This window comes from Labrys sp. 22185, assembly GCF_052045555.1.
Classification (GTDB): Bacteria; Pseudomonadota; Alphaproteobacteria; order Rhizobiales; family Labraceae; genus Labrys; species Labrys neptuniae.
Genome location: NZ_JBQEPH010000010.1, coordinates 1 through 13565 on the forward strand (window position 1 = coordinate 1; position 13565 = coordinate 13565).

Consider the following 13565-nt stretch of genomic DNA (forward strand, 5'->3'; position numbering starts at 1 on the left):
TGTCTCTTCTCGATGCCAATCTCTCAATCAGCATCCGCAAGGACATCGTCGCCTACGCTTCTCTTTCTTCCGATGCAATTGTCAAATAGCCAGGGAAACTCAAAGTCTCCCAACCTTCAGCGAACACCCCGCTACACCCGCCTTTCGGCCGGTTAAGCCAGAGCTCCTTGTCCGTGAAGCGACACGTCAGCGCCGCCGCTCAATCCGCGGCAACGCCGTCCGTCGATGGCCGCTGTATAGAGGCACCAAACCGCAGGTGTCAACACAGAAAACATCACTTTTTTGCAGAACCGTCATGCAAGCTTTGCACCCCCGTGAAGCTTGACTCGAATCGTGTTTCTAAGCTCGCGCGAGCGCGGTTATTTCGCGCCTGAACGGCAACGCATCGCCGATGTCGGGCTCGTCCAGTTCACGGGCATAGCGGTGCCCCGCATAGGTCGCCCAGGCAATCGGCCCCGGCGCCTCGGCATCGCCGATCACCTTGATGGAGCGGATGCCGCTGCCAGCCCATTCGTCCTGCCGCGCTTTGAGGCGCTGCCATAGCTCGTCCTGCTGCCGGCGCGCGGTGACCAGCACGACCCCCTCGGCCTCCAGCCTTGCCTCGGCCCCGGTATAGCTGCAGGCCGTGACCACACTGCCGGCATCGATGCGCGCCACCGTCCGGTTGAGCACGATCCCGACCCCGAGCTCGACGAGCCTGCGGTGGATGGCGCCCTGCTCCAACGTGTTGCGCGTCCAGTCGGAGACATAGGCGGAAGGGGTCACCAGCGTTACGCTCGCGCCCTGCCGCGCAAGGAGTTCGGCAAGCACGCCGCCCATGTAGTAGTGATCGTCGTCGAACAGCACGATCCGGCCAAGCGGCAGTCGCCCCTCCATCAGGTCATCGGGCGTGAAGACCGGCATGGCCGGATCGATCAGCATCGGCACGACATGGGCACGCGCCACGCCGTCCCGGCGCCATGTCGAACCGGTGGCGAGTGCGACATGCTCGAAGCCGAAACCGAGAATGTCGTCGGCCGACAGGCGGCTGTCGAAATAGATCTCGACATTCGGCATCTGGCTGAGCTGGTACTGGCGATAGTCGCGCACGCGGCCCCAGGCCGACAGGCCCGGCAATCTGCATTCGCGCGCCACCCGGCCGCCAAGCTCGGTGCCGGCCTCGGCGAGAATCACCTTGTAGCCGCGCATCCCCAAGGCGCGCGCCGCTTCGAGCCCCGCCGGCCCCGCACCGACGATCAGCACGCTTTCGCCGGCACCCTTGGCCTGCATGCGCTCAGGATGCCAGCCCTTGCGCCATTCCTCCATGAAGGTGGGGTTCTGGGTACAGCGCGAGATCGACATCGTCATGTCGCCGGTGATGCAGATATTGCAGCCGATGCATTCGCGGATGTCCTCGATCCGGCCCTCCTCCACCTTCCTGGGCAGGAAGGGATCGGCAATGGAGGGACGGGCGCAGCCGATGAAATCGAGCGTGCCGGAGCGGATCATCCGGGCCATCACGTCCGGTGAGGTGAAGCGGCCGACACCGACGACAGGCTTGGAGGTCAGTTTCTTGATGCCCGCAACCAGGCTTTCCTGCGCCGCCTCCTCCTTGAAGCGCGAGGGACCGGAACAATCCTCCCAGGCGCCATGGGCAAGGTCCCACAGGTCGGGCAGGTCGGCATGCATCTCGATCATGTCGCGAACCTCGGCATTGCCGAAGCCGAGCTCACCGATGATCTCGTCGAGGGAGATGCGCAGCGTCAGCCCGCATGTGTCGCCAATGGCATCGCGCCCCTCCTCGATCAGCTCGCGCATCAGGCGGGTACGATTTTCCAAGGAGCCGCCATATTCGTCGGTGCGCTGATTGGTGGCGGTAGACAGGAAATGCTGGATGATGCCGAAGCCATGCGCGCCATAGAGGCAGACGAGATCGAAGCCCGCCTGCTTGGCGCGCCTGAAGGCATTGCGGTGCCAGCGCCTGAGATCGCGGATGTCCTGCCGGTCCATGGCCCGGGCCTGCACCGGATCGTTGGTGAAGGTGCGAATCGGCAGGGCCGAGGGCCCGCGCGGGACTTCCTTGGTATAGAGATTGGGGCCGTTGATGCCGGAATAGGCGAGCTGGATGCCGGCGAGGGCGCCATGCTGGTGCATGGCATCGGCCATCCTGGCCAAGGCGGGAATATCGGCGTCGTCCCACAGGCGCAATTCGATGAAGGGGGTGATTTCCGAGGTGTGATGCATCTCGGTCTGCTCGGTGAAGACGACGCCCCAGCCTCCCTCCGACTTGATCCGCCGCATTTCGGCGGCAGCGGACGGATCGCGATAGCCGCCGCCATTGCAATGGGGCACCTGGTAGAACCGGTTCTTGGCCGTCACCGGGCCGATCTTCATCGGTTCGAACAGAATATCGTAGCGTGGATCGCGCATGGAACTCCCCGGGTTCGACGATCGCACCGCCGGGCAGATGCGAGGCGTCCCGATGCCTCCCAAAGCGCAGCGTGATCTGAACGAATTGCTTCAAATCACGATGACGCATCGAACCAGAGCGTTAGAGCAGGCAGCCGCTCGATCGTGAACGCGCTTGCCCTGGAGCATCACCACCAATTTCGGGGAGCCCACTGCGACGGCAAATTAGAGTTTTCCGAAGCAATGGATCAGCTGGGCTGAAGCAGGCGCGCTGCCTCGCTTGCACATCACCGCGCACGCTGCTGAAGCGCCTGGCGCAGCATCACCGCCGCGGCTCCGAGCGTCTCGACAGGATGGGCCTTGCAGTATTCGCTGATCCAGCGGCGAATCGAGGTGCCATCCTCGTCGATCAGCCAATCCTCCGCCCGCTCGGCAAGGTTTGCCCCGCTAAGGAAGCCGGCAACCCAGGCTGCATAGGCCGTACCCTGGGTCGAATTGGCGCTTGCCGTCCACCTGTCACAGGTCACGTCCATATAGCCGACGGCCGAGCGCCTTACTTCCTGAGCCAGCGCCGCGCCGGAATGGACCATGGCAGACAGGACGATCGCTCCGATGACACCCCGCATGCCGTCAGCCCGGTCGATTCGTGTTGGCGGACATGGTGCAATCCTTTTCCAGCCGGGCCTGGAGCAAGGCGGTCAAATGCTGGTGCCCGTCCGCCTGAGTTGCCACCGCGAACCGAGACTTTCGCAAAACGGCAAGTTTCATTCGCAGTTGTCGGCGAACAGCCCTCAGACTGTCAACCATCCCGAACGAACTGCCCCGTTCTTGATCCCGACGCAGCGCAAAGAAAATCTCTTGCCTGCGCACCCAATTGAATGTCTGCCCGCCAAACCAAGATCGCGCCTTGACGGAAAGGCTTCCCCTCTCTGCGGGGCTGCCATTCCCTTGCTCACCTTGTGCACCAGGCACCCATCCATCCTTCATCCACCACCATACCCGCTTCAATTCCCGAAGCGGCCCTGTTCCTTCTGCAACTGATGCGGCGGCCCCTCGATCATGATCGGACCAACGCTTATCGACGATCGCATCTATGCGCTAAAGGGCCTTTTCGGCTTTCCGATGACCAAGCAAGTCTTGGCCCTGTCAAGTCTTGGCCCTGTACTGATCGGTCCCGATGATCATCGGGAAATGCTCCGCAGGTTCCCGCCATTCTGCTGCCAATGATGTGAAGCCGGATTTAGGCGAAAACATGGGTCCGGCTGGCAGGAAAGCCGGCCGAGGCCGCATTTGGCGACCTGTCCGGGCGGGCCGACGGGCCGAAATCAAACAGGCAGGACGTCATTTGCCGTGCGGGAGTGCCCGGCCTCTGGGGTGATTTCATCGCAAGAAACCAGACCCCGGGAGCGGACCGGACGGCGAGCCGGCCAAAAAGGCCGGTCACCGTCTCGCGGATGGAAACGGCCCATCCCGTTCGCAGGCTTTCTCAGTAATAGGCCGTGCAAACCCGGTTGCCATAGGAATCATAGCCCACCTGGGCGCATTGGCGCGGGCCGCCGCCATAGCCATCGTAACCCGGCTCGGGTTCGCGGCTCGGGGTGGTGGCCGCACCCACGGCGGCCCCGCCGGCCGCACCGATGGCACCGCCGATGAGGGCACCGCGCCCCTTGTTCTTCGAGACACCGGCGCCAATGGCGGCACCGGCCACGCCGCCAAGCACGCCGCCACCGACCGCCCGGTCCCCGGGATTGTCCGACGCACACCCCGCTACCGACATAGCGACGGCGCCCGCCAAAACCGTGATCAGAATTTTTTTCATAGATCGGTCTCCGTTTGCCAGATTACCGCTAAGTAATGATTCGGTCGCAATCGTGGCGAGCGTATTTCATCGGTTTATTTTAACCATGCCTGGCGATTGCCAGACCCTCCTTTCAATTTGAATTGAGGTAATTCGATCGATGCAAAATGGTTCAACTTTCCAAGAGGGCTGATCGACTGCTAAGGTCGCCATCTATTTGATAGAAAGACATTATCCAAGCCGCTCTCCCAACCCAGGGAGTGCCAAAGTCGCCGCGAGATCGCGCGTGAACTGGCGGGCCACTTCTGTCGGTTCGGGCTGAACCCGCAAGGCGATATAAAATTGCGACCGCCACACCAGGCCGGGTCCGTCGAGTCTTCGCATCTCACCGCGTTCGACCCATTTGCTTGCGAAATGAACGGGCAGGAAACCGAGGAAACAGCCGCTGCGGATCAGCACGGCCTGCGCTTCCATATTCGAGACCGAGGCCGTGATCAGGGGATCCTGTAGTGCGGCGAGTTCGGCGCGATGCAGATAGGGGCGGACCGTCATGGGATGGCGGGCAATCACCGCCGGCGTGATCTGCGCCGTAGCGCCGGCAAAGAGCGGATGGGCCTGCCCGCAATAGAGGGCATGCTCCTCCACATAGACAGGCGCATAGTCGATATTGGCCTGGCGGTTCGGGAACGGGCCGATGGCGACATGGATGTCTCCGGTCTGCAGCCCCTTGCCCAGCGCTTCGGGCGTGCCGACCTCCAGGCTGAGGCGGACCTGCTGCTCGCGTTCGAAAAAGCGTTGCACCGCCCGATGCACGGGCAAATCGGGGTTGTCCGCCTCGCTGTCGACGATGCCCACCCGCAAATGACCGGTGAGAATCCTGCGCAGGACGCCGAGATTGGCCTCGCAGGTCTCGAGCGAGCCCAGCATGCGCTTGGCTTCATGATAGACCGCCTCACCCTTCGGGGTCAGTGAGAATCCCCCACGTCCGCGCTCGCAAAGCGTGAAACCCAAGGCAAGCTCGAGATCCTTGAGATGGGTCGAGATCACGGACTGGCCCGCGCCCAGAACGGCCTGTGCCCCGCCAAAGCCGCCATGCTCCACCACCGCGCAGAAGGTGCGCAGGTTCCGCACCATGTAGTCGCTGATCCGCATGACGGTCCCCGGGACAGACAGGTTTCGACAGTTTCCCGTTACATCAAAATTCCCGATGTAAGAATTAAAAAGTTCCGAATTATGAATGCATTCATTTGCGGCATCGTCCCCAACCAATCGCCCGGCTGCCCCATGCCCATAGAAGGCACCTCCACCATCCCGGCCGGACGACGCCTTGATGATCGAGCTTCATCCAAGAGGGGACGTTTTCCATGAGCCACCCACACGCCGCGACCACGCCATCCCGGCTCCGAGCCGGTGGCGATGCCGCCACGAGCCCCGTCCTGCGCCGGGCTGCCTTTGCCAGCTTCATCGGCACCTTCGTCGAATGGTTCGACTATGCCGTCTATGGCTTTCTGGCGACGGTGATCGCCGTGGTGTTCTTCCCGGCCACCGACACGCGCAGCGCCCTGATGGCCACCTATGGCGTCTTCGCCCTGTCCTTCATCGTCCGTCCGATCGGCGGGGTGATCTGGGGCCATTTCGGTGACAGGTTCGGCCGCAAATCGACCCTGACGCTGTCGATCTTCATCATGTCGTCAGCCACCTTCGTCATCGCCTTCCTGCCATCCTACCAGACGGCCGGGCTGGCCGCGCCGGTGCTCCTCCTGCTGACCCGCCTCGTGCAGGGCTTTGCTGCCTCGGGCGAATATGCCGGCGCCGCCTCCTTCCTCGCTGAGCACGCGCCCGACCGCAGGCGCGGCATCTATACCTGCCTGGTGCCGGCCGGCGAGGCCGCGGGCCTGCTCGCCGCCTCCCTCTTCGTCGCTCTGCTGCATGCGCTGCTGACCACCGATCAGCTGCAGGCATGGGGCTGGCGCCTGCCCTTCCTGTTCGCGCTACCCTTCGGCTATGTCGGCGTCTTCATCCGCCGCCGGCTCGAGGAGACGCGCCACTTCAAGTCCCTGGAGGCCGCCCATCACGTGCCGCCGGCGCCGGTGCTCGAACTTCTCGGCAAGCACCGCCGCCAGGTGCTGATCGCCTTCGGCGGCACGCTGCTCAACGCCGTCGGCTTCTATCTCGTGCTCAGCTACATGCCGACCTATCTGGCCACTGAGCTCGGCATCAGCGAAACCGCCGCCTTCCTCGGCTCGACCATCACCCTCACGGTCTATCTCGCTTCGATCTTCGTGATGGGCATGCTGTCGGACCGCCTCGGCCGCAAGGCCGTGCTGATCGCCTGCTCGCTGCTTTTCTCCGTCCTCACCGTGCCGCTGTTCGTCGTACTCTCGTCCGTCAGCTTCACCGGCCTCGGTTCCGGCGGCTTCCTGGCGATCCTGGGGATCTGGGCGCTGTTCGGCGCCCTCCTCGCCATGAATGGCGGCACGCTGCCGACCCTGCTGTGCGAATTGTTCCCCACGCGGGTGCGCTATTCGGGTTTTGCCCTCAGCTTCAACGCGGCGAACGCCCTGTTCGGCGGCACCGCCCCCTTGATCGCCACCTGGCTGATCGGGGCGAGCGGCAGCAAGCTCGCGCCGGCCTGGTTCCTGGTGGCCGCCGCGCTGGTGACCCTCCTCGCCATCGCCATGACGACGGCCGGCCGCGCCGGCTCCACTCTCGACGACGACTAGAAGCGGCGCGGCACAGCTCGCCCCGTCGCCTGAAAACTGCAAGGACCCGCAATGAGCGAACATTCCTACGAAGCCGGACGGCTGAACCTGCCTTTCGTCGGCATCTCTACCTTCGCAAAGCGCCCCTATGTCGCCGATTGGCGCCGCATCGACGCCGACGTCGCCATTCTCGGCGCCCCCTTCGACTTCGGCACCCAGTTCCGCGCCGGTGCTCGCTTCGGTCCCCGAGCGGTGCGCGAGGCCTCCACGCTGTTCAGCTTCGGCCATGCCGGCGCCTATGACCATGAGGACGATCGCACCTATCTGCCTGCCTCGGTGCGGATGGTCGACATCGGTGATGCCGACATCGTGCACACCGACACCCAGAAGAGCCATGCCAACATCGAGGCCGGAGTCGCCGCCATCCTCGATGCCGGGGCGATGCCGGTGGTGATCGGCGGCGACCATTCCGTCAACATTCCCTGCATCGACGCCTTTGCGGGGCGCGGCGATATCCATATCCTCCAGATCGACGCCCATCTCGACTTCGTCGAGGAGCGCCACGGCGTGCGCTACGGCCACGGCAATCCGATGCGCCGCGCCGCCGAGAAATCCTATGTCAGCGGCCTCACCCAGGTCGGCATCCGCAATGTCTCCTCCACCGCCAAGGAGGGTTATGACGATGCCCGCCGCATGGGCTCGGACATCCTGTCGGTGCGCCAGATGCGCGCGCTCGGGGCCAAGGGCGTGATCGATCGGATCCCGGCCGGAGCGCGGGTCTACGTCACCCTCGACATCGACGGCTTCTGCCCCTCCATCGCCCCGGGCACCGGCACGCCCTCGCATGGCGGCTTTCTCTATTACGAGGTGCTGGAAATGCTGCAGGCGCTGGCGCGCCGCAACGAGGTGGTTGGCATAGACCTGGTCGAGGTGGCGCCCGACTACGACCACACCGGGGGCACCGCGATCCTGGCGGCGCAGATCCTGCTGAATTTCCTCGGCTTCGTGTTCGACGCCCGCTCGGCAAGGGCTGCCGCCTGACCGGAAACGATAGTCGCAGTCGGTTCCGACGCAGGGCGGCTATAGCACGAAGCTGACCGGTCCCCCGCTTTCGGGATGGGGGATCACACCCATCTCGATGCCATAGATGGCCTTGAGGCAGGCGGGCGTCATGATCTCGGCGGGGGTGCCGCGGGCGATCAGGCGGCCGCCATGCAGGGCGACCAGTTCGTCGCAATAGCGCGCGGCCATGTTGACGTCGTGCAGCACCACGACGACGCCGATGCCGCGTTCACGCGACAGGCGCTGGACCAAGGCCAGCACATCGACCTGATGGGCGATGTCGAGCGCCGAAATCGGCTCGTCGAGGAGGAGGCAGCGCGTGTCCTGCGCCATCAGCATGGAGAGCCAGACACGCTGACGCTCGCCCCCCGACAGCGTATCGACCAGCCGGTCGGCGAAGGGGCCGACATCGGCCAGCGCCATCGCCTCGGCAACCTTTTCGGCATCGGTCTTGCCGAAGCGCCCGAACGGGCCATGCCAGGGATAGCGCCCAAGTGCGACGAGTTCCTTGGACAGCAGGCTGGTGGCCGGCGGGATGTGCTGGGGCAGGTAGGCGACCTGGCGGGCAAAGGCCCGTTCGCCCCAGTCCCCAAGCAGGGTGCCGCCGAATCGCACCGAACCGGAGCTCGGCGCCTGCTGGCGCGCCAGGATCTTGACCAAAGTCGACTTGCCCGAGCCATTATGGCCGACCAACCCGATTACCCGGCCTGGTGCCAGGGACAGCGTCAGGGGCTGCAGCAGCACGCGCCCGGGAATGGCGAAGCTGACGTCTTCGAGCGCGAAGAGATCCGTATCGGCAAGAGCCGGTATCGGAACTGATGCACTCTCTTGCGAAGCGGTCATAGGCATCGGCGTTATCACTTGAAGATGATGGGTATGGTCACGGTTGCGGCACGGCCGCCGGGTGGGGGTGGGACCGAGCCAAGCCGGCGGATGGTATTGACGCCGCTGGTATCCAGGCTTGGATTGCCACTCGAACCGGCGAGGCGAGGAGATGAAACTTGCCCGCTTGCGCTGATCGAAAAGGTTACACGGACCGTGCCCCTTCCGCTTGCCGATATTGAGTTGGCTGCCCGATTTACTCGGGCGTATACGGCGCGCTTCCAGGCGGCGAGTTCGTCACCCGTTGCCGAGCCCGACTGGCGCGGCGCCGCCGGCTGGACCGCCTGCTGGCGAGGGGCGACGACGGTGGGCTTGGGCTGCACCACGGGACGCTGCCGCTCCGGCTCCTTGCGGGGCGCGGGCTTCTTCTTCGGCTTGGGCTGTGGCTTGGGCGCCGCGGGCAGGATCACCTCCGCCTTGTCCTTTGATGGCAGGTCGGGCACCACCTCCGGGGGAGGCTCCGGCGGCGTTTCGGGCTCTACCGTTTCCGGCTGCACCGGTTCAGGCTCCGGTGGCGTCTGCTCCGGCACTTGCTGAGGCTCCACCGGCGTTGGCTCGACCTCCTGAGTCTGCGGTTGCACAGGCTCGGGCTCGACCGGCTGGACCGTCTCGGTCGGCGTCTCCTGTGTCTGCTCAGGCTGAGTCTCGGCCAAGGCTTCCTGGGGCGGCGCTTCAGGCAGAGTGGTCGGAGGGGCCAGATCAAACTCAATAGCCGGCAAGAGATCTCCGGCGGGAGGCGGTCCGACCGGATGCCAATCGCGGGCAACCCAGATACCGGCACCATGCACGAACAACATCACGACCGCTGCCGCCGTCCACAAGGCAACGTTGGGCAGGCTTGCAGCCTTGCCGGCCAGCCTGGACAAAGGCACCTGCTCACTCATTGTTGCGGCGCGGCGCCTGTGCTGACGGCTTGTCCGGTATCCTCGAGACCGACCAGGGCGATCTTGAGATAGCCGGCGTTACGCAGGAGATTCATCACAGCCATGATGTCGCGATAGGCGACGCCGCCATCGGCGCGCAGGAAGACACGCTGCTCGCGGTCCGCCCCCGTGAGCTGGTCGATGGCGGGCTGGAGCTGCTCACGCGGCACGGTGTTTTCGCCGAGCGCCAGGGTCAGATCCTTCTTCACGGTCAGGAAGACCGGCTTGTCCGGGCGCGGCTGCACCTTGGCGTTGGAGACGGGCAGGTCGACGGCGACATCGACGGTGGAGAGGGGCGCCGCCACCATGAAGATGATCAGCAGCACCAGGATGACGTCGATGAACGGCGTGACGTTGATGTCGGAGACTTCCGACAGGTCGCCGTCCTGCGGATCCTTGAGGGAGACGCCCATACCGTCAGCCTACCGTCTGCGTGCGCGCGGATGCCAATGTGCGGACCGGAGCGGCGTTGCCATCCCGCTCCACGCCGCGGTCCTGGCGCTCGAGATCGCGCGAGACATGCTGCAGCACCTCACCGGAAGCGTCCGACAGGAGAGCCCGGTAGCCGGCAATGGCGCGGGCGAAGACATTGTAGATGATCACGGCCGGAATGGCGGCGACGAGGCCGATCGCGGTGGCGAGCAGGGCCTCGGCGATGCCGGGTGCCACCACTGCCAGGTTGGTGGTGTGCGACTGCGAAATACCGATGAAGGAGTTCATGATGCCCCACACCGTGCCGAACAGGCCAACGAAGGGGGCGGTGGCACCGATGGTTGCGAGCAGGCCGGTGCCGCGCGTCATGGAGCGACCAGCACGCGCCTCGATGCGGGCCAGCGCGATCGCCAGACGCTCCTTGATGCCATCGGCCGGTAAATCGTCCGAACGCAGCAATTCGCGGTTGGCCGCCGTCACGAGATCGGCGACGGCTCCCTTCCCCGACTGGCGCGACCGGATGGTCTGGGAGGCGGCTTCCAGGCTTTCGGCGGTTTCGAGCAGGCGTGCCGCCGTCTGCGCCCGGCGCTTGGCGAGCAGCAGCTCGACACCCTTGGCCAGCCAGATCGTCCAGGTCACCAGCGAGGCGAAGGCAAGACCGACCATCACGCCCTTCACCACCACGTCGGCCTGCATGAACATGCCCCAGGGGGACAGGTCATGCGGCAGGATACTGGCCGCGGCGGCTGGATCGCCGGCCGGCGGGGGCGCCGGTGTCGGCTGTGCATCCTGGGCGAAGGCCCGAACCGGTACCATCGAGGCAAGCGAAATCAGGACCATGAGGGGCCCGTTGCGGCGAAAATCTACCATGTGTAGCTGGCCTTCAGGGTTGCGACGCGGCCCGCGCCGTAGTTGCAGCCATAGATACCGGAACAGCCCGCAACGTAGCGCTTGTTGAAGACATTGTTCACGTTCAAGGCGAAGTCCCACGCCTTGTATTTGTAATGCATGCCGAGATCGACGAGGGTGGCGGCCGGCACCTTGTAGACGTTCTGGTTGTCGGCATAGGACGAGCCGATATAGCGAATGCCCCCCTGCAGGCCGAGATTCTGCAGCACCCCATCCTGGAAGGTATAGTCGGCCCAGAGTGAGGCAGTGGTTTCCGGTACCACGTTCGGCCGCTTTCCGACCACGGTGGGATCGGTGTCCTTCTTGATGCGGATCTGCGAGGCGGTGAAGGCCGCCGTCATCTTGAGGGCATCGGTGACGTTGGCCTGTACTTCGACTTCGAGGCCGCGTGAGCGCACCTCGCCGAGCTGGTTGCTGAAGCCGAGATGTTCGGTGTCCGGCGTCACCACATTCTGCTTGGTGAGGTCGTAATAGGCCGCCGTGATCAGGCCATCGAAGAAGGTCGGGCGATACTTCACGCCGGCCTCATACTGAACGCCGGTCTCCGACTTGAAAGGCTGGCCGGCAAAATTCGATCCGATCACCGGGTTGAAGCCGCGGGAAACCGAAACATAGGGCGTGATGCCGTTGGCGAAGGCGTAGGAGAGGCCGGCGCGGCCGCTGAAGGCACCCTCGACCCCGTTGAAATTGGCATTCCCGACCGAGGCGGTGCTGTCCGTCCAGACCCGGTCATAGCGCCCGTTCAGGGTCAGCAGCCAATTGTCGGCGAAGCTGATCTGGTCCTGCAGATAGGCGCCGAGCTGGTGCATGGTATATTTCTGGCGCAGATAGGGCGTTACCACCCCGCCCTGCGGCGTGCCATAGACCGGATCGGTGGCGCTCAGGGGGGTGGTCGTGAAAGTCCCCTGCATCTGGTTGATGGCATAGTATTTGTAGTCGAGGCCGAACAGCAGGTCATGCGCCAGCGGCCCGGTGTCGAACCGCCCTTCGAGCTGGTTGTCGGCCGAGAAGGTGTTGACCGTGGTGTGGTGCGCAAAACCGAGGCGATGAAGCTGGTTGTCGTCGGACACCGGCACGGGAGAGGGCACCCACGGCGTCGAGGAACCGGGAACCTCATAGCCATAAGGGTAGGCATAGCGCTCGCGCGTATCGAGATAGGCGTAGCGCACGTTCTGGCGGAAGGTCCAGGCATCGTTGAAATCGTGCTTGAACTGATAGCCGATCATCGCCTGCGAGCGACGATACAGGTCGTCCGAGGGTTCGGAGGAATAGAAATCGCGGGAAATGCGCCCGAAGCGGGTCGCCTTCACCGTACCGTAATAGGGCAGGAAGCCGCCGGTATGGTCGAGATCCATATTGGTGTAGTTGGCCAGCAGCGTCAGGCTGGTCGCATCGTTGGGCGTGTAGGTCAGGGCCGGGGCGATGAAGCCCTGGAGGCCCCTGGCCTTGTCGGTTTCGTAACCGCCGCCCGCAATTCGGCCCGTCAGGCGATAGGTCCACACACCGGCTTCATCGAGCTTGCCGCCGAAGTCGAAGCCCGTGGTGGCCTGGCCCCAGCTGTTGATGCCCGCCTCGATCCGGCGCAGCGGCTCATCGCTCGGCCGCTTGGAGACGAGATTGAGGATGCCGCCGAGATTGCCGCCGCCATAGAGCACCGAGGAGGGGCCGCGCAGCACCTCCACGCGCTCGAGAGCGTAGGGATCGACATAAAAGCTGCCAAAGGCATATTGGTAAAGCGGCAGGCCATCGAGGAAGATACCGGTCTGGCTGGCGTCGAAGCCGCGGATGAATACCCAGTTGGTGCGGGGGTCATAGCCATAGGGCGCACCGGTTACGCCGGCCGTGTAGTAGAAGACTTCATCGAGCTTCTGGGGCTGCCGAGCCTCCAGCTGGTCACGGCCGATCACGGTCACCGATTGCGGAACCTTCTCGATCGGCGTGTCGGTCTTGGAGCCTGCCGTGGTTTTCTTGGCGACATAGCCCGTCACAGGGCTCGTGCCCGTCCCACCACTGACGACGACCGGATCGAGCGCAATCGTTCCGCCATTGCTCCCCTGTTGTGCGGACGCGGCTGTTGCCGCGGCCAGCATCAAAAGGCCCGATGCCGTCCCCATGGACAGCTTGACGCAAACTCCAACCCGCCGGTCCATCACCTCTACCATCCCAGTGAGAGAAACAATATCGCGCGGCACAAAGAGCCTGCAGCGTCATTTGGCAGACGTTTAGACCAACAAGCTTTACCATGTAAACAAACTTATAATAGAATTACTCATACAAGTGAGTAATTATACTTGTTTCGATTTGTGCAATTTATAAAGATTCAAAACTGCGCAGGAGCACGAATATTCTCTGTTGCATGCCGTATATTTCAGGTGCCATAAGCCGGCCCTGTCAGTAAACGAGGTCTTTTCGAGGGATGGCCGCCTTCGCCTGGTCAAGGCTGGCGCATGCTTCGCTTCCTCTACGCAG

At 63.9% G+C, this 13565-nt stretch carries 11 protein-coding genes; 2 read left to right on the forward strand and 9 right to left on the reverse strand.

The features are described 5' to 3' along the window. Positions 1-339 precede the first annotated feature (339 nt). The 4 genes from ACTJKX_RS19740 to ACTJKX_RS19755 form a co-directional block, all read right to left on the reverse strand. Positions 340-2409 carry an oxidoreductase gene (locus tag ACTJKX_RS19740; RefSeq protein WP_440726231.1) on the reverse strand — a complete coding sequence of 690 codons (2070 nt, stop codon included), beginning with the start codon at positions 2407-2409 and terminating at the stop codon, positions 340-342. Positions 2410-2675: 266 nt separating this feature from the next. Next, positions 2676-3014: an HdeA/HdeB family chaperone gene (locus tag ACTJKX_RS19745; protein WP_068294318.1), complete on the reverse strand. Its 339-nt coding sequence runs from the start codon at positions 3012-3014 to the stop codon at positions 2676-2678. Positions 3015-3874: 860 nt separating this feature from the next. Beyond that, entirely contained in the window at positions 3875-4207 is a 333-nt protein-coding gene (locus ACTJKX_RS19750) for a YMGG-like glycine zipper-containing protein (RefSeq protein ID WP_068294316.1), read from the reverse strand. Positions 4208-4417: 210 nt separating this feature from the next. After that, complete coding sequence (locus tag ACTJKX_RS19755) at positions 4418-5338, reverse strand: LysR family transcriptional regulator (protein ID WP_440726232.1); 921 nt, start codon at positions 5336-5338, stop codon at positions 4418-4420. A 212-nt stretch (positions 5339-5550) separates the two neighbouring features. Here ACTJKX_RS19755 and ACTJKX_RS19760 point away from each other — a divergent pair, with 212 nt between their 5' ends. Then, on the forward strand, positions 5551-6909 hold the full coding sequence (locus ACTJKX_RS19760; protein WP_311940611.1) for an MFS transporter: 1359 nt from the start codon (positions 5551-5553) through the stop codon (positions 6907-6909). 51 nt (positions 6910-6960) lie between these two features. After that, positions 6961-7929 carry an agmatinase gene (gene speB / locus ACTJKX_RS19765; protein WP_440726233.1) on the forward strand — a complete coding sequence of 323 codons (969 nt, stop codon included), beginning with the start codon at positions 6961-6963 and terminating at the stop codon, positions 7927-7929. A gap of 39 nt (positions 7930-7968) precedes the next feature. On the opposite strand, the gene ACTJKX_RS19770 is transcribed toward speB, so the two are convergent. The 5 genes from ACTJKX_RS19770 to ACTJKX_RS19790 are packed head-to-tail and all read right to left on the reverse strand — an operon-like array spanning position 7969 to position 13258. Next, positions 7969-8793: an ATP-binding cassette domain-containing protein gene (locus ACTJKX_RS19770; protein WP_311940649.1), complete on the reverse strand. Its 825-nt coding sequence runs from the start codon at positions 8791-8793 to the stop codon at positions 7969-7971. A 14-nt stretch (positions 8794-8807) separates the two neighbouring features. Beyond that, positions 8808-9704 (reverse strand): TonB family protein, encoded by an 897-nt coding sequence (locus ACTJKX_RS19775; protein WP_440726234.1) that lies wholly within the window; start codon positions 9702-9704, stop codon positions 8808-8810. A gap of 8 nt (positions 9705-9712) precedes the next feature. Next, complete coding sequence (exbD, locus tag ACTJKX_RS19780; RefSeq protein WP_311940604.1) at positions 9713-10168, reverse strand: TonB system transport protein ExbD; 456 nt, start codon at positions 10166-10168, stop codon at positions 9713-9715. 4 nt (positions 10169-10172) lie between these two features. Then, complete coding sequence (exbB, locus tag ACTJKX_RS19785) at positions 10173-11057, reverse strand: tonB-system energizer ExbB (RefSeq protein WP_440726235.1); 885 nt, start codon at positions 11055-11057, stop codon at positions 10173-10175. Then, on the reverse strand, positions 11051-13258 hold the full coding sequence (locus ACTJKX_RS19790; protein ID WP_440726362.1) for a TonB-dependent siderophore receptor: 2208 nt from the start codon (positions 13256-13258) through the stop codon (positions 11051-11053). Before ACTJKX_RS19790 ends, exbB begins: the two co-directional genes overlap by 7 nt. Positions 13259-13565 lie beyond the last annotated feature (307 nt).